21 protein-coding genes are annotated in these 20,795 nt (G+C 67.6%); 4 read left to right on the top strand and 17 right to left on the bottom strand.

The annotated features are described in order from the left end of the window. Nucleotides 1–31: 31 nt before the first annotated feature. Entirely contained in the window at nucleotides 32–3,454 is a 3,423-nt protein-coding gene (gene smc / locus G524_RS0106440) for a chromosome segregation protein SMC (RefSeq protein ID WP_027442982.1), read from the top strand. Between the two features lie 3 nt (nucleotides 3,455–3,457). Here the strand turns inward: smc and G524_RS0106435 are convergent, their stop codons facing one another. From G524_RS0106435 to rpmF, 5 genes are all read right to left on the bottom strand, one after another. Then, nucleotides 3,458–3,895, bottom strand: coding sequence for a MerR family transcriptional regulator (locus G524_RS0106435; RefSeq protein ID WP_027442981.1), 438 nt, complete (start codon nucleotides 3,893–3,895; stop codon nucleotides 3,458–3,460). A 23-nt stretch (nucleotides 3,896–3,918) separates the two neighbouring features. Beyond that, a complete protein-coding gene (locus G524_RS0106430) occupies nucleotides 3,919–4,218 on the bottom strand; it encodes an integration host factor subunit alpha (protein WP_027442980.1) in 300 nt (99 codons plus the stop codon). A 140-nt stretch (nucleotides 4,219–4,358) separates the two neighbouring features. Continuing rightward, entirely contained in the window at nucleotides 4,359–5,336 is a 978-nt protein-coding gene (locus G524_RS0106425; protein ID WP_027442979.1) for a beta-ketoacyl-ACP synthase III, read from the bottom strand. Further along, nucleotides 5,333–6,442 carry a phosphate acyltransferase PlsX gene (gene plsX, locus G524_RS0106420; protein WP_027442978.1) on the bottom strand — a complete coding sequence of 370 codons (1,110 nt, stop codon included), beginning with the start codon at nucleotides 6,440–6,442 and terminating at the stop codon, nucleotides 5,333–5,335. The genes G524_RS0106425 and plsX overlap by 4 nt, the downstream gene beginning before the upstream one ends. 38 nt (nucleotides 6,443–6,480) lie before the next feature. Next, nucleotides 6,481–6,657: a 50S ribosomal protein L32 gene (gene rpmF, locus G524_RS0106415; protein ID WP_027442977.1), complete on the bottom strand. Its 177-nt coding sequence runs from the start codon at nucleotides 6,655–6,657 to the stop codon at nucleotides 6,481–6,483. 229 nt (nucleotides 6,658–6,886) lie between these two features. Here rpmF and G524_RS0106410 point away from each other — a divergent pair, with 229 nt between their 5' ends. Continuing rightward, nucleotides 6,887–7,282 (top strand): MAPEG family protein, encoded by a 396-nt coding sequence (locus G524_RS0106410; protein WP_027442976.1) that lies wholly within the window; start codon nucleotides 6,887–6,889, stop codon nucleotides 7,280–7,282. Between the two features lie 82 nt (nucleotides 7,283–7,364). Here the strand turns inward: G524_RS0106410 and G524_RS0106405 are convergent, their stop codons facing one another. From G524_RS0106405 to G524_RS0106395, 3 genes are all read right to left on the bottom strand, one after another. Then, nucleotides 7,365–8,006 carry an MBL fold metallo-hydrolase gene (locus G524_RS0106405; RefSeq protein ID WP_027442975.1) on the bottom strand — a complete coding sequence of 214 codons (642 nt, stop codon included), beginning with the start codon at nucleotides 8,004–8,006 and terminating at the stop codon, nucleotides 7,365–7,367. 67 nt (nucleotides 8,007–8,073) lie between these two features. Continuing rightward, nucleotides 8,074–8,841: a hypothetical protein gene (locus G524_RS0106400; protein WP_027442974.1), complete on the bottom strand. Its 768-nt coding sequence runs from the start codon at nucleotides 8,839–8,841 to the stop codon at nucleotides 8,074–8,076. Between the two features lie 46 nt (nucleotides 8,842–8,887). After that, nucleotides 8,888–9,568 carry a LexA family transcriptional regulator gene (locus G524_RS0106395; RefSeq protein WP_051220950.1) on the bottom strand — a complete coding sequence of 227 codons (681 nt, stop codon included), beginning with the start codon at nucleotides 9,566–9,568 and terminating at the stop codon, nucleotides 8,888–8,890. Nucleotides 9,569–9,692: 124 nt separating this feature from the next. On the opposite strand from G524_RS0106395, the gene G524_RS0106390 reads away from it, so the two are divergent. After that, nucleotides 9,693–9,896 (top strand): hypothetical protein, encoded by a 204-nt coding sequence (locus tag G524_RS0106390; RefSeq protein WP_027442972.1) that lies wholly within the window; start codon nucleotides 9,693–9,695, stop codon nucleotides 9,894–9,896. Beyond that, on the top strand, nucleotides 9,896–10,303 hold the full coding sequence (locus tag G524_RS15155; protein ID WP_245561312.1) for a hypothetical protein: 408 nt from the start codon (nucleotides 9,896–9,898) through the stop codon (nucleotides 10,301–10,303). Before G524_RS0106390 ends, G524_RS15155 begins: the two co-directional genes overlap by 1 nt. Before the next feature lie 138 nt (nucleotides 10,304–10,441). Here the strand turns inward: G524_RS15155 and G524_RS0106380 are convergent, their stop codons facing one another. The 9 genes from G524_RS0106380 to fsa all read right to left on the bottom strand — a co-directional run bounded on the left by G524_RS0106380 (nucleotide 10,442) and on the right by fsa (nucleotide 20,791). Beyond that, nucleotides 10,442–11,890, bottom strand: coding sequence for an aldehyde dehydrogenase family protein (locus tag G524_RS0106380; RefSeq protein ID WP_027442970.1), 1,449 nt, complete (start codon nucleotides 11,888–11,890; stop codon nucleotides 10,442–10,444). Between the two features lie 70 nt (nucleotides 11,891–11,960). Continuing rightward, nucleotides 11,961–13,643, bottom strand: coding sequence for an acetolactate synthase large subunit (locus tag G524_RS0106375; RefSeq protein WP_027442969.1), 1,683 nt, complete (start codon nucleotides 13,641–13,643; stop codon nucleotides 11,961–11,963). A gap of 147 nt (nucleotides 13,644–13,790) precedes the next feature. Continuing rightward, on the bottom strand, nucleotides 13,791–14,741 hold the full coding sequence (locus G524_RS0106370; protein WP_027442968.1) for a D-2-hydroxyacid dehydrogenase: 951 nt from the start codon (nucleotides 14,739–14,741) through the stop codon (nucleotides 13,791–13,793). A gap of 36 nt (nucleotides 14,742–14,777) precedes the next feature. Then, complete coding sequence (gene cysS, locus G524_RS0106365; protein WP_027442967.1) at nucleotides 14,778–16,253, bottom strand: cysteine--tRNA ligase; 1,476 nt, start codon at nucleotides 16,251–16,253, stop codon at nucleotides 14,778–14,780. Nucleotides 16,254–16,290: 37 nt separating this feature from the next. After that, a complete protein-coding gene (locus G524_RS0106360; RefSeq protein ID WP_027442966.1) occupies nucleotides 16,291–16,953 on the bottom strand; it encodes a nitroreductase in 663 nt (220 codons plus the stop codon). Between the two features lie 122 nt (nucleotides 16,954–17,075). Beyond that, nucleotides 17,076–17,573: a hypothetical protein gene (locus tag G524_RS0106355; protein ID WP_027442965.1), complete on the bottom strand. Its 498-nt coding sequence runs from the start codon at nucleotides 17,571–17,573 to the stop codon at nucleotides 17,076–17,078. A 12-nt stretch (nucleotides 17,574–17,585) separates the two neighbouring features. Beyond that, the gene (locus tag G524_RS16275) at nucleotides 17,586–18,197 is read right to left on the bottom strand and encodes a hypothetical protein (RefSeq protein ID WP_156894032.1); all 612 of its coding nucleotides are present in this window, start codon (nucleotides 18,195–18,197) and stop codon (nucleotides 17,586–17,588) included. Between the two features lie 85 nt (nucleotides 18,198–18,282). Further along, a complete protein-coding gene (gene cobT / locus G524_RS0106345; RefSeq protein WP_027442964.1) occupies nucleotides 18,283–20,121 on the bottom strand; it encodes a cobaltochelatase subunit CobT in 1,839 nt (612 codons plus the stop codon). A 16-nt stretch (nucleotides 20,122–20,137) separates the two neighbouring features. Continuing rightward, entirely contained in the window at nucleotides 20,138–20,791 is a 654-nt protein-coding gene (fsa, locus tag G524_RS0106340) for a fructose-6-phosphate aldolase (protein WP_027442963.1), read from the bottom strand. Nucleotides 20,792–20,795: the final 4 nt, after the last annotated feature.

The following is a 20,795-nucleotide window of genomic DNA, read 5'->3' as shown; positions in this document are numbered from 1 at the left end:
GCGCCGGCAGCGGGGGGCAGGCGCGCAGGTGATGCAGTTCCACCGGCTCAAGCTCAGCGGCTTCAAGAGCTTCGTCGAGCCGGCCGAACTGCGCATCGAACCGGGGCTGACCGGGATCGTCGGGCCGAATGGCTGCGGCAAGTCCAACCTGCTTGAAGCGATACGCTGGGTCATGGGGGAGACCTCGGCCAAGTCGCTGCGCTCGGGCGGGATGGAGGACGTGATCTTCGCCGGCACCGCCACCCGCCCGCCGCGCGACTTTGCCGAGGTGGTGCTCCACGCCAGCGATGATCGCGGCGAGGAACTCATCGTCACCCGCCGGATCGAGCGCGGCGCGGGCAGCGCCTACCGGGTCAATGGCCGCGACGTGCGCGCCCGCGACGTGGCGCTGACCTTTGCCGATGCCGCCACCGGGGCCCATTCCCCGGCGCTGGTGAGCCAGGGCAAGATCGCCCAGGTGATCGCCGCCCGCCCGGCCGAGCGCCGCGCCATGCTCGAGGAAGCCGCCGGGATCGCCGGGCTGCACGTGCGCCGCAAGGATGCCGAGGCCAAGCTGCGCGCCGCCGAGGCCAACCTCGCCCGGCTTGAAGACCTGATGGCCGGGCTTGACGCGCAGATCGCCAGCCTCAAGCGCCAGGCCCGCCAGGCCGAGCGCTACCGCGAACTGTCGCAGCAGATCCAGGCGGCCGAGGCGCGGCTGCTGTTCGCCCGCTGGCGCGAGGCCGCCGCTGCTGCCGCCGCCGCGCGCGCTGCGGCGAGCGCCGCCGAGGCCGAGGTCATTGCCGCCCAGGCGCGCCAGGCCGAGGCCCAGGCCGAACAGGCCGCCGCCGCCGCGGCGCTGGCCGCCGCGCGCGAGGAACTGGCCGACCGGCGCGATGATTGCACCGCCCATTCGCACCGCATGGCAGCGGTCGCGGAGAAGCTAGAGGCGGCCGAGGCGCGGCTTGCCGATCTGGCCCGCCAGCAGCGCCGGCTCGAGCAAGACCGCGATGATGCCGACCGGCTCACCGGCGCCGCGGTCGAGGCGCTCGCCCGGCTGGGGCAGGAACTCGAGGCGAGCCGCGCCGCGGTGGCCACCGCCGAAGCCGCGCGCCCAGGGCTTGCCGCGGTGAGCGAGGACAAGGAGCGCGCCCACCGCGCCGCCGAACTGGCGCTTGCCAAGGCCACCGCCGATCACGCCGGGGTCGAGGCCGAATGGCGCATCGCCGAAGCCGCCTGCGAACAGGCCGCCGCGCGGCTCGCCCGCATCGAGGCCGAGGCCGCGCGGCTGGCCCGGGCGCGGTCTGAGCTGGAAGCGAGCGGCGATCCCGAGGCCGAGCTTGCCGCCGCGCGCCGCGCCGCCGAGGAAGCCGCCGCCGCGCTTGCCCGCCAGCGCGAGACGCTCACCGCCGATCAGGCACGCAAGGCCGCGCTCCAGGCCAAGCGCGATGAGGCGGCAAGCGCGCTCGCCGCGGCGCGGGCCGAGCTTGCCGGGATCGAACGCGAGCACGCCGCGCTGCTGCGCGACCGCGAGGCGCGGGCGCGGCGCGAGGCCGGGCGCCAAGGCCTCACTGCGGCGCTCGAGGCGGTCAAGGTCGCCCCCGGCTACGAGCGCGCGCTCGCCGCGGTGCTCGGGCGCGATGCCAAGGCCCCGCTCGGCGCACCCGCGCCCGCGGCCGAGGGGCGATTCTGGGCCGGGGCCGAGGCTCCCGCGCCGGTGGCGGACAGCCTGCTTGATCGCCTGTCCGCCTGTCCGCCGCAGCTTGCCGCGCGGCTCGCGCTCGTCCACTGCCTCGAGGAGGATGATGGTCGTGCGCTCGCCCCCGGGCACTGGCTGGTGACCCGCGCCGGCCACCTGCGCCGCTGGGACGGCTTCATCGCCCGCGGCGAGGGCGCCGCCGAGGCCGCCCAGCTCGAGGCCGCCAACCGCCTCGCCGAGCTTGATGCGGCCCTTCCCGCCCGGCGCGCCGCGGCCGAGGCCGCCGAGGCGCACGAGCGCGCGGTGCGCGAGGAACTCGCCGCGCTCCAGACCGCGCTGGTCGCCGCGGAGCGTGCGCTTGCCCAGGCGATCGAGACCGAGCGCCAGGCGCTGCGGCGGCTCGATCAGGCCGAGGCCGCGCGCGAGCGCCGCGCCGCGCGCCTCGCCGAGCTGGCCGCGAGCGCCAGCGAGATCGAGGCCCAGCTCGCTGCCGCGCGCGCCGATCTTGCCGCCGCCGAAGAAGCGCGCAGCCGCCTGCCCGCGCGCGATGCCGGGCGCGCCGCGCTCGAGGCGGCGCAGGCCCGCCACGCTGCGGCCCGCGCCGCGGTGCAGGCCGCGCTCGCAGAGCTGGCCGCGCATGACCAGGCGCTGGCCGCCGCGCGCGAGCGGCTCGCCGCGCAGCAGGCCGACCATGCCGGCTGGCAGGCGCGCGCCTCGGATGCCGATCGGCGCCTCGCCGAAACCGCCCGGCGGCTCGCCGAGATCGCCGAGGAGCACGCGCTCCACGCCGATCGCCCCGCCGCGCTCGCCGCCGAACTTGCCGCAGGCGAGGAGACCGCTGAGCGCCTTGCCGCCGAGCTGGCCGAGGCCGAGGCCGCGATGCGCGCGGCCGAGACGCGCCAGCGCGCTGCCGATGCGGCGCTCGCCGCGGCGGGCGAGGCGCTGGCCGAGGCGCGCGAGGCCCGCGCCGGGCTCTGTGCCCGGGCCGAGAACGAGGAGCTGCGCCGGGCCGAGATGGCGCGCATTTCGGGCGAGCGCTTCCAGTGCCCGCCGCCGCTGCTGCCTGCCCGGCTCGGCTTTGCCGAGGAAGACCTTGCCCCGGCGGCCGAGGAATCGGCCACGCTCGAGCGGCTCACCGCGGCGCGCGAGCGGCTTGGCCCGGTCAACCTTGTGGCCGCCGAGGAACTGGCGCGGATCGAGGCCGAGGCCGGCACCAGCGCCGCCGAACAGGCCGAACTGGTCGAGGCGATCGCGCGGCTGCGCGGCTCGATTGGCAGTCTCAACCGCGAGGGGCGCGAGCGCCTGCGCAGCGCCTTCGAGGCGGTGGACGGCCATTTCCGCCAGCTCTTCACCCGCCTGTTCGAGGGCGGGAGCGCGCACCTTGCGCTGATCGACAGCGACGATCCGCTCGAGGCGGGCCTCGAAATCTACGCCCAGCCGCCGGGCAAGCGGCTGCAATCGCTCTCGCTGCTTTCGGGCGGCGAACAGGCGCTCACCGCCACCGCGCTGATCTTCGCGCTGTTTCTCACCAATCCGGCGCCGATCTGCGTGCTCGACGAGGTCGATGCGCCGCTCGATGATGCCAATGTCGAGCGCTTTTGCGACCTGCTCGATGCGATGGTGCGCACCACCACCACACGCTACCTCATCGTCACCCACAACGCTGTGACGATGAGCCGGATGCACCGCCTGTTCGGCGTGACCATGGCCGAAAAAGGGGTCTCGCGCCTCGTCAGCGTCGATCTTGGCGAAGCGACGCTGCTGGCGGCGGAGTGATCCTCACGCCTCGAGCGCGGCGGCGAGGCGGGCGCGGATGGCCTTGAGCGCAGCGATCGTCTCGGCGAGGTCTTCAGGCCCTTCGTCCACCACCAGCCGCACCCCGGGCGCGCCATCGGCATCGGGTGCGGCGGCACGGCGCTCACCGCTGCGCCGTTCGGCAGCGCGCCGATCATGCGGCGAACGCGCGGCGGCGCGCAGCACCGCCTCGGCGCCCTTCAAGGTATAGCCCTCGCGGTTGACCAGCCGGTCGATCTCGGCGATCAGCGCCACGTCCTCGGGCCGATAGTAGCGCCGCCCGCCACTGCGCTTCAGAGGCCTGAGCAGTGGGAACTGCGCTTCCCAGTAACGCAGCACATGGGGCTTGATCCCGAGCCTGTCGCTCACCTCGCCGATGGTGCGCAGCGCGCCCTCGTCCTTGCGCTCGTCAAACCCGGGCATCGTGCCTCACCTTGCCTTGGCGATCACCCCTTGGCGATCCGTTCCTTGAGCAGCTGGCTGGCGCGGAAGGTGAGCACCCGGCGCGGGGTGATCGGCACTTCCACGCCGGTCTTGGGATTGCGCCCGATGCGCTCGTTCTTGTCGCGCAGCACGAAGCTGCCGAACCCTGAGATCTTGACGTTCTCACCCCGAACCAGGGCATCGCTCATCTTGGTGATGATGGCCTCGACCAGATCGAGCGACTCCGCCCGGCTGAAACCCATCTTGCGGTTGATCACTTCGGCCAGATCGGCCCGGGTCAAGGTGCCCACCGAACGCATCATGCGAACTCTCCCTCGCGGCGCGACCCGAAAGATAGCTTGGCTCTTACAGATTTTTCGCCGCTTTTGCAATGCGATGCCGGAGAACGGCGGGGACAGCGCAAGGCGCCTGTTAGCCGCCGGGAGACAAGCGGCCGGCCGCGTTACATGCGGATGAGGCTTGCCCCCCAGGTAAAGCCCCCGCCCATCGCCTCGAGCATGACGAGATCGCCCGCGCGGATGCGCCCGTCGCGGCGCGCGACATCGAGCGCCAGCGGCACCGAGGCGGCCGAGGTGTTGGCGTGATCCTGCACCGTCATCACCACCTTTTCAGGCGCGATGCCAAGCTTCCTGGCGGTGGCATCGAGGATGCGGGCATTGGCCTGGTGCGGCACCACCCAATCGATCTCATCGACCGAAACCTTGGCTTCCTCAAGCACTTCCTTGAGCACATCGGCAAGGTTGACAACCGCGTGGCGGAACACCTCCTGCCCGCGCATGCGCACGTAGCCGACACTCTGCGTGGTCGAAGGCCCGCCATCGACATAGAGCAGATCGTGGCAGGTGCCATCGGCGTGGAGCCGGGTGGCGATGATTCCCGGCGCCTGCGGATCGCCCGCCGCCGCGGCCGTGGGCGCCTCGAGCACCACCGCCCCTGCCCCATCGCCAAAAAGCACGCAGGTGGTGCGATCCTCCCAGTCAAGAATGCGGCTGAAGGTCTCCGCGCCGATCACGAGCGCGCGGCGGGCCATGCCGGTCTTGAGCAGCGAATCGGCAACGCCAAGCGCATAGAGAAAGCCCGAGCACACCGCCGCGACATCAAAGGCGATGCCGCCGGTGCACCCCAACGCCGCCTGCACCTTGGTGGCGGTGGCGGGAAAGGTGTTGTCGGGGGTGGCGGTGGCGAGCACGATGAGGCCGATGCTCGAAGCCTCCACCCCGGCATCGGCCAGGGCCGCGCGGGCCGCGGCGATCGCCAGCGTCGAGGTGGTCTCGCCCTCGCCGGCGATGTGGCGCTGGCGGATGCCGGTGCGCGCGGTGATCCATTCGTCCGAGGTATCGACCCGGCTGGCAAGCTCGGCATTGGTGACGATCCGGCGCGGCAGGGCCGAGCCGGTGCCGAGCAGGCGCGATCCGCTCACGCCGCGCCCCCGCCGGCGCCGCTCTCGCCGCTGCGCGCCGCCGCCGCTGATGGCGCGCGGGCGGGCCGGCGCAGCGCAGATTCGCCGAGCTGGGCAAGGTCCTGCGCGATCCTTTCGGTCAGCTTGTTCTCGAGCAGCCGCGCGGCCACCGCCACGGCATTGGCCACGCCCTTGGCGGTGGCGCTGCCATGGCTTTTGACCACCACGCCATTAAGGCCAAGGAACACCGCGCCATTGTGGTTGTTGGGATCGAGGTGGTGTTTGAGCAGCTCGGTCGCCGGGCGCGAGACCAGAAAGCCGATCTTCGAACGCAGCGAGGATGTGAAGGCCTGGCGCAACAGATCGGTGACGAAGCGGGCCGAGCCTTCGATCGCCTTCAAGGCAATATTGCCGGAAAAGCCGTCGGTGACGACCACGTGGGTCTCGCCGCGGTTGATCTTGTCGCTCTCGACAAAGCCGTCGAAAGTGAGCGCAAGGCCCTCGGCGCGGGTGGCTTCGGCGAGGATGGCGGCGGCCTCGCGCAGCTCCTCGGTGCCCTTGATCTCCTCGGTGCCGATGTTGAGCAGCCGCACCACCGGCTTTTCAAAGCCGTTGACGATGCGCGAATAGGCCGCGCCCATCACCGCGAACTGCACCAGGTTGCGGGCATCGGCCTCGGTGTTGGCGCCCAGATCGAGCATCACCACATCATGGGCCTGAAGCGTCGGCATGATCGCGGCGAGCGCGGGGCGATCAATCCCCGGCATGGTGCGCAGCGCAAGCTTGCTCATCGCCATCAGCGCGCCGGTGTTGCCCGCACTCACCGCGGCGCCGGCCGCGCCGGTTTTCACCGCGTTGACTGCGAGGCCCATGCTGGTGGTCTTGGCCCGGCGGATCGCCTTGCTCGGCAGCTCGTCGCCCCCCACCACGTCATCGGCGTGGAGGATCTCGGAGGCGGCGCGCAGATTGGGGTGATGCTCGAGCGCAGCCTCGATCCGCGCACTGTCCCCCACCAGCAGGAACTTGAAATCGGAATGGCGGCGCCGGGCCAGCGCCGCGCCCTCGACCATCACGCGCACGCCTTCGTCCCCGCCCATCGCGTCAACGGCGATACGCGGCAAGGTCATGATGCGTCTCTCCGGCCTGATTGCGGTGTCAGCGGCGCTTAGCCGACAGCCACCACCTGACGCCCATTGTAAAAGCCGCAATGGCCGCAGATGTTGTGCGGGCGCTTCAATTCCCCGCAATTGGGGCATTCGTGGAAGGCCTCGACCTTCAGCGCATCGTGCGAACGCCGCATCCCGCGGCGCGAGGGCGTTACTTTTCTCTTGGGGACAGCCATGGCGGCACCAATTCCTCGAACAAACAGGTCAATCTGCGCCACCGGCGCGGGATTCGTGCGCCGCCCTTACGGCAAGGCGGCGGCGCGCACAAGCGGTCAAGCCGGCGCGCGCGAAGCCTTGGCCAGAAGCGGCAGGAAGGCGCGCGCTATAGCGAAAAAATCGCGCGTTGCAAGCAGGCGCGCCGCGCCCTAGCATCACAGGCATTAAACAAGAGGGGTCTCATCACCAATGATCATGCTTCCGGTTACGCTCGCCGCTGCGGCCGCTGCGGCGGTGCTCAACATCTGGCTGGGCCTGCGCATCGCGGCGCTGCGCAATGCGCTTCAGATCAGCGTCGGCGATGGCGGCAAGGAAAGCCTGCAGCGGCGGATGCGCGCGCAATTGAACTATGTCGAGAACACCGCCTTCGTGCTGGTGCTGATTGCGGGAATCGAGCTGGCCGGGCGCGGCGGGGGCTGGCTCGCCTATGTCGCGGCGGCCTATTTTGTGGGCCGGGTGGCGCATGGCTTCGGCATGGACGGGGGCAAGGCGCAGGTCGGCCGGATGGTCGGCACGCTGGTGACGATGCTGGTGCAGCTTGGCCTTGCGGCGGTCGCGGTGCTGACGGTGATGGGGGTGATGTAGAACCCCCGCCCTTGCCCGCGGCACGGCCCGCCAGAGGGGGGCGTTGCGAGGGGCGCGCCAGCCCGCGGCGCAGCAGCGGCCTTCAGGAGAGCGCGTAATCGCTCACGAAGGCGTTGGTCTTGCGCTCCTGGCCGAAGGTGCTGGTGGGGCCGTGGCCGGGGACGAACAGCACATCCTCGCCCAGGGGCCAGAGGCGCTGGGTGATCGAATTGATGAGGTCCTTGTGGTTGCCGCGCGGGAAATCGGTGCGGCCGATGCTCCCCTGGAAGATCACGTCGCCGACGATGGCAAAGCGGCTGGGCGCGTGGAAGAACACCACGTGGCCCGGCGTGTGGCCGGGGCAATGGATCACGTCCAAGGTGAGTTCGCCCACCCTCACCGTGTCGCCGTGCTTCAGCCAGCGGGTCGGGGTGAAGCTTTTCGCCACCATCCCCCAGCGCGCCCCGTCCTCATCGAGCCGCTCGATCCAGAAGCGGTCATCCTCGTGCGGGCCTTCGATCGGCAGGCCCAGTTCCTCGGCCAGCATCCCTGCCTGCCCGCAATGATCGAGGTGCCCGTGGGTGACGAGCAGCTTCTCGAGCGTCACGCCCGCCTTGGCGACCGCCTCCTTGAGCCTGCCCAAATCCCCGCCCGGATCGACCAGCGCGCCCTTCATGGTGTTCGTGCACCAGATCAGCGAGCAGTTCTGCTGGAGCGGCGTCACGGGGATAATCGCGGCGCGCATGGGGGGCGTGGGCTTGGGGGTGTCGGTCATGACCGGGATGTGGCGGCTTGATTGTCTCTGTGCAAGCTCACAGCTTCGCGATCCGATCCGTGCGGTCCTTCAGAGTGTCGATTGCCGCATCGCCATGCTGCAACAAAACTTGCCGTGCCTTGATTGCCTTTGCTTCCAAACTGTGAACCAGCCTTTCGCAGAGGGCCATATGCTGGATGCGACTAAGGGTTTGCGTTTCTTCGAGTGATGCCTCGCAATGGCCCAGCCAAACGGTGATGTCGGTCTCGATATCATGAAACGTCATGTCCATCGAATTGGCAGCGCGGCCCCACATTGCAAGGATCGCCTTCTCTGAAAAAGCGATGCTCTCGCTATGCTCCGGCAAGACTGACCGCAGATAGGCCACAACATGAAGAAATCGGGCCTGCTCACGCATGTCACCACGCCGCCAAGGGCGCGGGTTTCTGACGGGCAGACGCTTGAAGGGCGCAGGCGGCTTTGGGGGCGGGAGGTCACCTTGACGCTCTGCCTGAAATCGCAATTCGGTGACGCGATCAATCTTGCCGGACCAGTTCCGTGCGAACCATCCACGGGCGATCATGTAGGCTGCAATGAAAGCAGCGATGGAAAGGGCCAAACCCGCCAGCGCAGCGTCATCGGCTGCCAGCAATGATCCAAAAACAACCGCCCCGCCGATCAACGCAACGAGGGCTGCTACGAGCGCAACCAGAAAAGGTCTGACTTTCCGCCAAATTTGGCGGGTGATTCCATCAACCAGTCTGATGATGCCGATCAAGATCAATCCGGCACATGCAAGCAAGGCAAGGATGATAATGGTCTGCATGCGCGCAGGTTAGTTTAAATGCTTTCTTCGGCAAGACACATACCGCTCACACCCGCCCCCCCTTCCACACAACCCGGCCGATGATCGCCAGCTCCTCGGCGGCCACCTCGCGCGGGGGGTAGGCGAGGTTCTGCGAGAGCAGCGCGATGCGCCCCGGCCCGGCGCTGGCGAGGCGCTTGACCATCAGCGTCTCGCCGAGGCGCACCACGTGGATGCCATCGCGCAAGGGCCGCGGGGTGCAATCGACGAGGATCTCATCGCCATCATTGAGCAGCGGCTCCATCGAATCGCCCTCGACCCTGAGCGCGGCGAGGCGCGCGCGATCGAGCCCCTGTTCGGCGAGCCAGCGGCGCGAGAAGCGGAAGGTGTCGAAGGCGGCCTCATCGCGCGCCAGGCGCCCCAACCCGGCCGCGGCGCCGAGATCGAGCCGCGGCACCTCCACCCACTCGGCGGCGCTCCGCCCTCCAGGGACTTGTGCGTAGGAATTTTCCTGCACCTCGCGCAATTCCGCCTCGTCCACGCCGAAGAAGCGGGCGAGCCGGGCGCGGTCCTGCTCCTCGAGCTTGCGAGGTGAGCCCTTGCGGATGAATTGCTGGAGATAGGAAGGGTTGCGCCCGATCATGTCGGACAGCGCGGCGAGGCTCACCCCGCGCGCGCGCGCCAGTTCCAGCAGCCGCGCGCGCGGGCCGGGAGGGATTGCGGGCCTGGCTGCCGGGGAAGGAAGCATGACAACATCCTACGTGAAGGATTTTTCCTAGACAAGTAGGAAATGTGATGAAACAAAACAGGAACATCGGGCGAATCACCCGGTGCACCGCCTTCGATCCGGCAACCAACAGGGACGCGAAACCATGCTGCTTCGATCCATCGAAACCTTCCTGCGCGAGCACAAGCTGCCCGCCACCAAGTTCGGGCGCCTCGCCGCCCACGATCCGCGCTTCGTGCTCGACCTCAGGATGGGCCGCACCCCCCGCCCCGAAACCGAGCTGCGCACCCGCGCCTGGATGCAGGGCTATGCCGACCGCGTCGCCGCCGAGAAGAAGGAGCGCGCCTGATGCTGACCGAGTCGCTGCGCGATCCCTTCGCCGATCGCTGGCCCGGCCCGGCGCGGTTCGAGGCCAAGTCGCGCGGGCGGGCCTTGCGCCCCCGCCCGAGCCTTGCCGACCGCCTGCGCCGCAGTCTGATGCAGCTCACCGCCGGGCACGGCGCCGTGCTCTGCCACGAGGAGCGGGCCTGGGCCTCGATCACCTTTTCCGGCACCCGCCACGAGATCGTGCTCGAATTCTGTGGGCCCGAGGCGGTGGCCGCCGGCGAGGAGCTGATCGAGCGCCTGCCCGAGCACGAATTTGCCATTCCCGGCCAATTGGTCGCCGATGCCAGCATCACCAAGGTCGATCACCGCTTCGGGGCGATCGAGCGGCTCGAGGTGACCTGCGTGCTGCTGCTGCTCGAAGAGGGGTGAGCCTGACGAGCGGCCCGGCGGCGCGCTTCCCCCGCGCCGCCAGCAGCCCGCATGCGCAAAGGCGCGCGCCCGCAGGTGCCCTTAGCAATGCAGAAGCAACAGCACCCGAAAACAAGTCCCCAAAAGGGGGCCTTGCCATCAGGACGTGCGCCGGATCACCAGATTGCGGATCTCGCTCATGTCCTCCATGGCAAAGCGCACGCCCTCGCGCCCCAGCCCTGAATCCTTGACCCCGCCATAGGGCATGTTGTCCACCCGGTAGCTCGGCACGTCGTTGATGACGATACCGCCGACCTCGAGCCGGTCCCAGGCATCGAACATCTGGAAGAGGTCGCGGGTAAAGATCCCGGCCTGAAGGCCGAACTTGGAATTGTTGACCTCTTCCAGCGCCTCGTCGAAGTGGTCGAACTTCTGCAGGATCGCGAGCGGGCCGAAGGCCTCCTCGTTCTTCGCCTTGGCATCGGTGGGGACATTCTCAAGCAGCGTCGCCTCAAGCATGTTGCCGCGGCTCAGGCCCCCGCCGCACAGCAGCGTCGCGCCCGCCGCGATCGCCTCGTCGATCCAGCCCTTCAAACGCCGCGCCTCGCCTTCGGAGATCATCGGGCCGATGAAGGTCGCCCGGTCCTTGGGATCGCCCGCCACCAGCGTCTTGGTCCTTGCCACCAGCATCGCCTTGAAGGCCTCGTAAACCTCGGCATGGATGAGGATGCGCTGCACCCCGATGCAGGACTGGCCCGATTGGTAGAAGGCGCCGAAGATCACCCGTTCGAGCGCATCGGCAAGATCAGCGTCCTTGTCGATGATCACCGCGGCATTGCCGCCCAGTTCGAGCACCACCTTCTTCTTGCCGGCCTTGGCCTTCAACTCCCAGCCGACGGCGGGCGAGCCGGTGAAGGAGAGCAGCTTCAGCCGCTCGTCCTCGGTGAACAGGTCAGCCCCGTCGCGGCTCGCGGGCAGGATCGAGAAGGCGCCTTCGGGCAGCACGTCGCATTCGGCCAGCACCTCGCCCATGATGAGCGCGCCCAGCGGCGTCTTGGAAGCGGGCTTCATCACGAAGGGGCAGCCCACCGCGATCGCCGGTGCGATCTTGTGCGCGGCGAGGTTGAGCGGGAAGTTGAAGGGGCTGATGAAGCTGCACGGGCCGATCGGCACGCGCTTCCACATCCCCTGATAGCCGCGCGCGCGCGGGGAGATGTCGAGCGGCTGCACCTCGCCATAGTTGCGCACCGCCTCCTCGGCGGCGATGCGGAAGGTGTCGATGAGGCGGGTGACCTCGCCCTCGGCATCCTTGATCGGCTTGCCCGCCTCGACGCACAGGGCATGGGCAAGCTCGTCGAAGCGTTCGCGGAAACGGGCAACGCAGTGCATCAGCACATCCTGCCGCTCATAGGCGGCCAGCCGCGCCATCGGCTCGGCCGCGCGCACCGCCCCGGCGATCGCCTCCTCGATGATGTCGGGCGTCGCCAACGCGGTGCGGAACGCGATCTTCCCGGTATATTTGTCGGTCACGGCAAGATCGGCGTTGGGCTGCAAGGCCTTGTTGTTGAGATAGAGCGGGTAGGTATCCTTCAGTTTCACATCCATCATCCCCGCGCAGGCCGGGCTTTGCGCCCGGCGTAATACTGGATCCCCGCGCGCGCGGGGATGACACCCCTGCTCACAGTTCCTTGCTCAGCCGCTTGATGTCGCGGTTGAGGATCTGGTCGTTCTCGCTGTAATCGACCGGGCAGTCGATGAGGTGCACCCCCGGTTCGGCAAGGCAGTGGCGCAAGAGATCGGCAAGGTGCTCGGCGCTGGTCACGCGGTGCCCGATCGCGCCATAACTTTCGGCATATTTGACGAAATCGGGGTTGCCATAGGTGAGGCCGAAATCCTTGAAGCCCATGTTGGCCTGCTTCCAGCGGATCATGCCATAGGCATCATCGCGCAGGATGAGGATGGTGAGATTGAGACCAAGGCGCACCGCGGTCTCCAGCTCCTGGCTGTTCATCATGAACCCGCCATCGCCGCAGATCGCCATCACCTTGCGCGCCGGATAGAGCATCGCGCTCATCATCGCGCTCGGCAGGCCCGCCCCCATGGTGGCCAGCGCATTGTCGAGCAGCACGGTGTTGGGCAGATAGGCGGTGTAGCCGCGCGCGAACCAGATCTTGTAAACCCCGTTGTCAAGGCAGATGATCCCGTCCTCGGGCATGGCCGCGCGCACCTGCGCCACCAGATGCGGGGGGAAGATCGGAAAGCGGGCATCGGCCGCCAGCGCCTCGGTGTGCGCCACCTCGGCGGCGCGATATTCGCGCATCCGGCGAAAATCCCACTTGCCCTGGGGGACGATGTCCTCCTTGATCTGGTAGATCGCATTGGCGATGTCGCCGATCACCTCGATCTGGGGGAAATAGACCGGATCGACCTCGGCGGTGCGGGTCGAGACATGGATCACCGTGGGCGGGCTGTCCGATCCCACCGCACCCTCGCCATCGTTCTTCATGAAGAAGGGCGGCTTTTCGATCACGTCGTGGCCGATATTGACGATGCAATCGGCATCCTCGATCGCGCGGTGGACGAAATCGCCCGCCGAAAGCGCCGCGCAGCCGAGGAACAGCGGGTGGCGTTCATCGACCACGCCCTTGCCCATCTGGGTGGTGATGAAAGGAATCCCGGTCTTGTCGATGAACTGGCGCAGCATCCGCCCGCACATCTTGCGGTTGGCGCCGGCGCCGATCACCAGCAGCGGGCGCTGGGCGGCCTCGATCGCCAGCACCGCCTGGCGCACCGCCTTTTGCTCGGCCGATGGGCGCCGGGCAAGGCTCGCGGCGATCGGGCGGCTGGCGGTATGCTCCTCGGCGATGTCCTCGGGAAATTCGAGATGCACCGCCCCGGGCTTTTCCTCCTCGGCCAGGCGGATCGCCTCGCGCACCCGGCTGGGGATGTTGTCGGCGCTCGCCAGCTGGTGGGTGAACTTGGTGATCGGGGTCATCATCCCGACCACATCGAGGATCTGGAAGCGGCCTTGCTTGGATTTCTTGATCGGCTTTTGCCCGGTGATCATCAGCATCGGCATGCCGCCAAGCTGGGCATAGGCCGCGGCGGTGACGAAATTGGTGGCCCCCGGCCCGAGTGTGGCGATGCACACCCCGGTCTTGCCGGTGTGGCGGCCATAGGTCGCCGCCATGAAGCCCGCGCCCTGTTCGTGGCGGGTGAGGATCAGCTTGATCTTGGTGGAATTGGACAGGCTCTCGAGGAAATCGAGGTTTTCCTCCCCCGGCACCCCGAAGATATATTCCACCCCCTCGGCCTCGAGACACTCGATGAAGAGGTCCGATGCCTTCTGCGTCTTGCTCATGCCTTACCCCCCTTGCTGGCCGAGCCTGAAGTTGCGGCCCGGCGCGCCCCCCGGCGCTGCCCGGCCGCGCCCACGTGATGGCGCATCACGCGCAGCGAGTATTGCAGAAAAGCGCCAAGGTGCAAAACGCCGTGGCGACAGGCCGGCTCAATAGCCCTTGCGCGGGTCGAACAGCGGGGCGAGCGGCTCTCCGGCGAGATACTTGCCGAGATTGTCGAGGAAGCGCTCGGCCGAGCGGACGAACATCTTGTCCTGCGCCCGGCCGGAAAGGTGCATGGTGATGTGCGCGTTCTCAAGCGCCCAGAGCGGGTGATCGGCGGGCAGCGGCTCGGGCGTGGTGACATCGAGAAAGGCGCCGGCAATCGCCTTGGCTTCAAGGGCTTTGACCAGCGCCTCCTGATCGATCACGCTGCCCCGGGCGATGTTGACGATCACGCACTCGCGCTTCATCGCCGCGAGTTCCTCGGCCCCGATCATGCCCTCGGTTTCTGCCGTCGCCGGCACGGCGAGGATCACCCAGTCAAACTCGCCCAGCCGCGCGCGCCATTCATCAGGGCCGAGCGTGCCCGGCCCGCCCGAACGGCGCACCACGCTCACCGCAACGTCGAAGGCCTCGAGCCGCGGCTTGATCAGCCGCCCGATCGCGCCATAGCCCAGCAGCAGCGCCTTCGATCCTGCGAGTTCGCGCTTGCCGGGCGAATCGGTCAGCCATTCGCGGCGATCCTGCGCGCGCACCACCTCGCGGTAGCCCTTGGCGATGGTGAGCATCCCCATCACCACATATTCAGCGATGGTGATGGCGTTGATCCCGGCCCCGTTGGTGACGATGATGCCGCGTTCGATCAGCACCTCCATCGGCAGGAAATCGAGCCCGGCATAGATCGAATTGAGCCATTTGAGCTTTTTTGCCGCGCGCAGGGTTTCGGCCATGGCGGCCTGATCGTTCATGTCGAACCAGCCGATTTCGGCATCGGCCACCGCCGCGAGCGCCTCTTCCTTGGTCATGAACCAGCGCACTTCGAGGCCTTGCGGCAGGCGCGGCTCGAGCAGCGGGCGGATGAGGCCGGAAATGGCCAGGATCACCGGGCGCGTGGTCATGGCTTTGTCCCCTTCATCGTATCCCCCCGCACGGCCTCACCCCAATTTCCACTCCCAGCCCAGGGGATCGCCGTCCATCACCTCGACGCCCGCAGCGGCCAGCTCGGCGCGGATGGCATCGGCGCTGGCGAAATCCTTGGCGGCGCGGGCCTCGTTGCGGCGGGCGAGCGCGGCTGCGATCTCATCCTCGGTGATGGCCGCATCCTTGGGACGGATGCGCAGACCCTCGCGGGTGAGGGTGAGAAGATCAAGGCCGAGCACGCTGTCGATCTCGGCGATGGCCGCGCGCTTGGCGGCGGGATCGACCTTCTTCATCCCCAGCACCTCCTCGAGCGCGGTCAGGGCCACCGGGGTGTTGAGATCATCGCTGATCGCCTCGGCAAACCTTGCCATGGCCGGCGCGAGCCTGGGATGGGCAGCGCCCGCCTGCATCGCCACATCGGCGAGCGGGGCGGCGGCCATCACCATGCGCTTGAGGCGCGTGAGCGCGGCGCCGAGGCCCTCCCAGGAAAACTCGAGTTCCGAGCGATAATGCGCAGCAAGGCACATCAGCCGATAGGCAAGCGGGTGATAGCCCCGGTCGATCAGCAATTGAAGGCGCAGGAACTCACCCGAGGATTTCGACATCTTGCCCGATCGTTCGACCAGGAAATTGTTGTGCATCCAGAACCTTGCGCCCGAATTTTTCGGCTCATCAAGGCCGTTGGTGCAGCAATGGGCCTGGTTCTGGGCGATCTCGTTGGGGTGGTGGATCTCGCGGTGATCGATCCCGCCGGTGTGGATGTCGAAGGGAAAGCCCAGCACCGCCCCGCTCATCACGCTGCATTCGAGGTGCCAGCCCGGGGCGCCGCGGCCCCAGGGGCTGTCCCACTCCATCTGGCGTTTCTCGCCCGGCGGGGTCTTGCGCCAGATGGCAAAATCGGCCGGGTTGCGCTTGCCCGCCACCGGCTCGATCCGGCTTTCGCCCTGATCGGTCTGCGCCCGGGCAAGCCGACCATAATCGGCCACGGTTGAAACATCGAAATAAAGCCCGCTTTCAAGCTCGTAGCAGTGCTTCTCGGCAATGGTTTGCGCAAAGGCGATCATCTGCGGGACATAATCGGTCGCCACCGTCCAATGCGCAGGCTCGGGACGGCCCTCCTTCATCGGCCCGCGGATGTTGAGCGCGCGCACATCGGCCCAATAGGCTTGCTTGTAATGTTCGGCGATGTCCCAGATCGATTGGGCCTTCTCGGCCGCCATCTTCTCCATCTTGTCCTCACCCGCATCGGCATCATCGGTAAGATGGCCGACATCGGTGATGTTGATCACATGGGTGAGGCGGTAGCCCTTCCAGCTGAGCGTGCGCCCCAGCACATCGGCAAAGACATAGGCACGCATATTGCCGATGTGGGGATAGTTATAGACCGTCGGCCCGCAGGTATAGACCCGCGCCTCACCAGGGTGGACGGGTTCGAACACCTCGAGCCGGCGGGTGAGCGAGTTGAACAGCTTGAGCGGGGTGTCGGTCATGGCGCGTGTGCGCCTTTGCTTGCGCCGGCGCGCCGCGTCAATCCCAGCCGAGGAAGCGCACCTGCTCCTCGAGCGGCACCCGCTCGCGCGCGAAATTGTTCACCGGCGCATCCGGATCGCGATAGCCGATCGCCATGCCGCAGAAGAACATCGTGCTTTCGGGATCGAGGCCGAGGAACGCGCGGATCTCTTTGGCATAGAAGGCCATGAATTCCTGGAAGCACGAATCCAGCCCCTCCTCGCGCAGCAGGAGCGCGATGGTCTGGAGCCACATGCCGGTGTCCGACCATTGCGGCTCGAGCATGAAGCGCGGGAAATAGCACAAGAGCAGCACCGGCGCGTCGAAATTGGTGGCGTTGCGCGCCATCGCCGCCATGCGCCCGGCGGTGTCGTCGCGCGCGATGCCGAGCGCCTCGAACATCTTGGCCGAAACCCCGCCGAGCCGGGCCTTGTATTCCTCGTGCGCAGCCGGTGCGTCCCAGCTGTATTCGAGCTCACCCAGCGGCTGGCCGGCGATGCGCGCGCGCAGGTCGGCAAGCGGCTGGCCGGTGAGGATGGTGGCCTGCCAGGGCTGGTAATTGCACCCCGAAGGTGCCCAGCGGGCCTTGTCCATCACCCGGTGGATCACCTCATAGGGCACCGGCTTATCAAGAAACTGGCGGACGGAACGGCGGGTGGTGACAGCTTCGGTAACAGTCATGACGTGATTCTTCCGATCATTGGCATTCGGGACGGACGCCTTCATCCGCGCCCAAGGCAAGGGCCGCAAGCGACAAAATCGCCAGCGGCGCCGCCTACCCCGATCCCCGACCGGATCGCGCGTTACTGGGGATAGTTCATGGCCTTGACCTCGGCCGACATATCGTCGGCATCGACCAGCTTGGCGGTCTTGTACTTGCTGCGAAACTCGCTTTCATTGCTCGGAGCAATGTCGGCGCGGCCGGACATGAAACCGGCCTTGATCTTGCAGCGCACGAACTGGGTTTCGCCTTCCTCGATCTCCAGCGTCATCGCGTCCTTGGCCTCGAGCGACTTGACGGTAAAGCTGCGTGGGCCGGGGTCGGACACCAGCACAAAATACTTGCCCGCGCCGAGCGAGGATAGCTTGTCCTCGGCCCCAGCGTCGAACACCGCACAGCCGAGCGCCGCACCGCTGATGCCGCCGGTGCGATAGAAGATCACCTGCCCCTTGCCTTCGGGCGGCGTGGGGATCTTGAACTCGCCTTCAGCTTTGTCCTGCGCCAGAGCGGCCGGAGCCGAAGCGGTCATCGCCACCGGCGCTGCCGCCGCGAAAGCCAGTGCCACCAGAAACTTCTTCATTCTATTCTCCTGTCACTTGACTTCTTCCGGGGCGGCGGCGGTTTCCGCCGGCACGGCAAAGGTCTCGTCATTCTTGGTCTTCGCCGAGGCGAGCGTGCCCGGCGCGATGGTGGTGTTGCCCCCGCTGATGAAGAAGCCGAGCGGCCCGATCGCAGCGTTGGTGGCCGAGGCGAGATCAACATTGTTTTTCCCGCGCGAGAGAATCTCGTCGCCTTCCTCGATGAACTTGAAGCTCCTGAGTTCAATCCGTCGGCCGTGGTAATCGAGATAGCGCGCGGCAAGGATCAGTTCGCCCGCCGAGCCTGCCATGCCGGCTTTCTTCGCGTGGACGACCTGTCCTTCTCCGGTGATTCCGGCGGGCAGCAGGCTCACTCCGTCAAGCTCGACCGGTTGGGCAAGGCGGATCGGAAACATCTCGCCGGCCACGCTGATCTTCGAGCCGACTTCCTTGTCGACAGCGATCACGACCGGGGTGGCCTTGGGAAGCAGGACCTCGGTTGCGGTATGGGGCGCAGCATCAGGTGCCGCTTCAGCAGGAATGGCATCGACAGCGGGGTTTTCACCGCTCTGCGTAATCTCGGGCGCAGCTGCCTGGAGCAGCAGCACGAACAGGAATGATTTCAAGTGAGCGCCCCAGAAACGGTGTGAGAAGACGATATGAGGCAAACGCGGCAATGCGTCAATGCTTCATGGGAAGCGCGCACCGGTGTCAACGAGACTTGCCGCCCTTTTCATCCTCGAACAGCTCGGCGAGCTGCTCGATGATCGTGCCGCCCAATTGCTCGACGTCCATGATCGTCACCGCGCGGCGATAGTAGCGGGTGACATCGTGGCCGATGCCGATCGCCACCAGTTCAACCGGCGAAGCGCGTTCGATCCATGCGATCACGCTTCTGAGGTGCGCTTCGAGATAACCGGCACTGTTCACCGAGAGGGTTGAATCATCGACCGGCGCGCCGTCCGAAATCACCATCAGGATGCGCCGCTCCTCGGGCCGGGCGAGCAGGCGGGCATGGGCCCACATCAGCGCCTCGCCGTCGATGTTCTCTTTCAGCAGCCCCTCGCGCATCATCAGCCCGAGATTGCGCCGCGCCCGGCGCCAGGGCTCGTCGGCCTGCTTGTAGATGATGTGCCTGAGATCATTGAGCCGCCCCGGATTGGGCGGCTTGCCATCGGCGAGCCAGGCCTCGCGGCTCTGCCCGCCCTTCCAGGCGCGGGTGGTAAAGCCCAGGATCTCGGTCTTCACCCCGCAGCGCTCGAGCGTGCGGGCAAGGATATCGGCGCTGATCGCGGCGATGCTGATGGGCCGCCCGCGCATCGAGCCCGAATTGTCGATGAGCAGGGTGACCACCGTATCCTTGAATTCGACATCGCGCTCGACCTTGTAGGAGAGCGCAGTGCCGGGCGAGACGATCACCCGGGCAAGCCGCGCGGCATCGAGCACGCCTTCCTCCTGATCGAAATCCCAGCTGCGGTTTTGCTGCGCCATCAACCGGCGCTGCAAGCGGTTGGCAAGCCGCGTCACCACGCTTTGCAGGCCGGTCAGCTGGCTGTCGAGATAGGCGCGCAGGCGATCAAGCTCATCCGGATCGCACAGGTCGCTCGCCGCCACCTCCTCGTCGAAGCGGGTGGTGTAGGCGCGGTAGTCGAGCCCCGCCGGGATCTCGCCTTGCGGCCGGTTGGGGCGCACCGGGGCCTTGGCGCCATCGCCCTCCTCGCCCGGATCGCCCTCGCCCATCTCGCTTTGGGCCTCGGCCTCGGCGCTCTGCTCGCCATCGCCCTCGCCTTCGGCCATCTCGCCGGCCATCTCGGCGGCCTGGGGATCGCCCGCGCCCTCGCTCTCGTCCTCGCCCGCGCTCTCGTCGCTGGGCGCGTCCTCGTCATCGGGGGTGTCATTCTCGCCGGCATCGGGGGCATCGGCGGGCCGGGTCAGGTCAAGCTCGCGCAGCATCTCGAGCGCGAGCTTCTGGAAGGCCGCCTGATCGCCCATGCGCTCGGCAAGGCCGGCAAGATCGCCGCCGACCTTCTCTTCGAGAAAGTCGCGCACCAGCGCAATCCCGCCGCGCGCCTTTTCGGGCACGGCCTCCCCGGTCAGCGCCTCGCGCACCAGCAGCGCCAGCGCGGTCTGCAGCGGCACTTCGGCGGAGTTCTGCGCCCGCACGATCTGGTCAGAGGCGGTGCGCAGTTCGGTGGCGGCATCGAGATTGGCCTTGATCCCGCCGAAGCGGTTGGCCCCCAGCGCCTCGTAACGCGCCTGTTCGATCGCGTCATAGCACGCCCGCGCGATCGGCTCGGGCGGCGCGCCGCGGGCATGAAGCGCAGGATCGTGATGGCGCAGTTTCAGCGCGAAGCTGTCGGCAAAGCCGCGCGCCTCGCGCACCTGCTCGGGCGGCAGATCGCGCCCGGGCAGCGGCACGCGAAAGCGGTTGCCCGCGCTTCCCGGGGCATCGGCGCTCCAGGCGATCTCGACCTCGCCATCACGCGCGATCGCCCGCGATGCGCTGGTCAGCGCCTGCTTGAAGCGATCGAGCGGGGTTTGTTCGGCCATGGGCTTCGTGCGCGCGCTAGAGGATGCTCTGGCCGGTCTTGGCCCAATCGGCAAGGAAGCCCTCGATCCCCTTGTCGGTGAGCACGTGGCGGAACAGCGCGTGGATCACCGCAGGGGGCGCGGTCATCACATCGGCGCCGATGCGCGCGGCCTCGAGCACGTGGTTGGTGTGGCGCACGCTTGCCACCAGGATCTCGGTGGCAAAGGCGTAATTGTCATAGATGAGGCGGATGTCGCGGATCAGCTCCATGCCGTCAAAGCCATTGTCATCGTGGCGCCCGACGAAGGGCGAGACGAAAGTCGCCCCGGCCTTGGCCGCAAGCAGCGCCTGATTGGCCGAAAAGCACAGCGTGACATTGACCATGGTGCCATCGCCGGTGAGCGCCTTGCAGGTCTTGAGGCCATCGACGGTGAGCGGCACCTTGATGCAGACATTGTCGGCGATCTTGCGCAGCACCTCGGCCTCTTTCATCATCGTGGCGTGATCGAGCGCCACCACCTCGGCGCTCACCGGGCCATCGACGATGCGGCAGATCTCGGCGGTCACTTCCTTGAAATCGCGGCCCGACTTGGCGATCAGCGAGGGGTTGGTCGTCACCCCATCGAGCAGCCCGGTGGCGGCAAGATCACGGATCGCCTCGATTTCGGCAGTGTCGACGAAGAATTTCATGCAA

The sequence above is a fragment of the Erythrobacter cryptus DSM 12079 genome, assembly GCF_000422985.1.
GTDB classification, from domain to species: domain Bacteria; phylum Pseudomonadota; class Alphaproteobacteria; order Sphingomonadales; family Sphingomonadaceae; genus Erythrobacter; species Erythrobacter cryptus.
The sequence above is the reverse complement of the archived record's forward strand: the minus strand, read 5'-3'. Positions and strand labels throughout refer to the sequence as shown.

Excerpts from the sequence above, each read along its gene's own strand:
- smc (WP_027442982.1), top strand. The coding sequence starts at position 32 with ATGCAGTTCCACCGGCTCAAGCTCAGCGGCTTCAAGAGCTTCGTCGAG.
- G524_RS0106435 (WP_027442981.1), bottom strand. The coding sequence starts at position 3,895 with ATGCCCGGGTTTGACGAGCGCAAGGACGAGGGCGCGCTGCGCACCATC.
- G524_RS0106430 (WP_027442980.1), bottom strand. The coding sequence starts at position 4,218 with ATGATGCGTTCGGTGGGCACCTTGACCCGGGCCGATCTGGCCGAAGTG.
- plsX (WP_027442978.1), bottom strand. The coding sequence starts at position 6,442 with ATGACCTTGCCGCGTATCGCCGTTGACGCGATGGGCGGGGACGAAGGC.
- rpmF (WP_027442977.1), bottom strand. The coding sequence starts at position 6,657 with ATGGCTGTCCCCAAGAGAAAAGTAACGCCCTCGCGCCGCGGGATGCGG.
- G524_RS0106410 (WP_027442976.1), top strand. The coding sequence starts at position 6,887 with ATGATCATGCTTCCGGTTACGCTCGCCGCTGCGGCCGCTGCGGCGGTG.
- G524_RS0106405 (WP_027442975.1), bottom strand. The coding sequence starts at position 8,006 with ATGCGCGCCGCGATTATCCCCGTGACGCCGCTCCAGCAGAACTGCTCG.
- G524_RS0106400 (WP_027442974.1), bottom strand. The coding sequence starts at position 8,841 with ATGCAGACCATTATCATCCTTGCCTTGCTTGCATGTGCCGGATTGATC.
- G524_RS0106395 (WP_051220950.1), bottom strand. The coding sequence starts at position 9,568 with ATGCTTCCTTCCCCGGCAGCCAGGCCCGCAATCCCTCCCGGCCCGCGC.
- G524_RS0106390 (WP_027442972.1), top strand. The coding sequence starts at position 9,693 with ATGCTGCTTCGATCCATCGAAACCTTCCTGCGCGAGCACAAGCTGCCC.
- G524_RS15155 (WP_245561312.1), top strand. The coding sequence starts at position 9,896 with ATGCTGACCGAGTCGCTGCGCGATCCCTTCGCCGATCGCTGGCCCGGC.
- G524_RS0106380 (WP_027442970.1), bottom strand. The coding sequence starts at position 11,890 with ATGATGGATGTGAAACTGAAGGATACCTACCCGCTCTATCTCAACAAC.
- G524_RS0106375 (WP_027442969.1), bottom strand. The coding sequence starts at position 13,643 with ATGAGCAAGACGCAGAAGGCATCGGACCTCTTCATCGAGTGTCTCGAG.
- G524_RS0106370 (WP_027442968.1), bottom strand. The coding sequence starts at position 14,741 with ATGACCACGCGCCCGGTGATCCTGGCCATTTCCGGCCTCATCCGCCCG.
- cysS (WP_027442967.1), bottom strand. The coding sequence starts at position 16,253 with ATGACCGACACCCCGCTCAAGCTGTTCAACTCGCTCACCCGCCGGCTC.
- G524_RS0106360 (WP_027442966.1), bottom strand. The coding sequence starts at position 16,953 with ATGACTGTTACCGAAGCTGTCACCACCCGCCGTTCCGTCCGCCAGTTT.
- G524_RS0106355 (WP_027442965.1), bottom strand. The coding sequence starts at position 17,573 with ATGAAGAAGTTTCTGGTGGCACTGGCTTTCGCGGCGGCAGCGCCGGTG.
- cobT (WP_027442964.1), bottom strand. The coding sequence starts at position 20,121 with ATGGCCGAACAAACCCCGCTCGATCGCTTCAAGCAGGCGCTGACCAGC.
- fsa (WP_027442963.1), bottom strand. The coding sequence starts at position 20,791 with ATGAAATTCTTCGTCGACACTGCCGAAATCGAGGCGATCCGTGATCTT.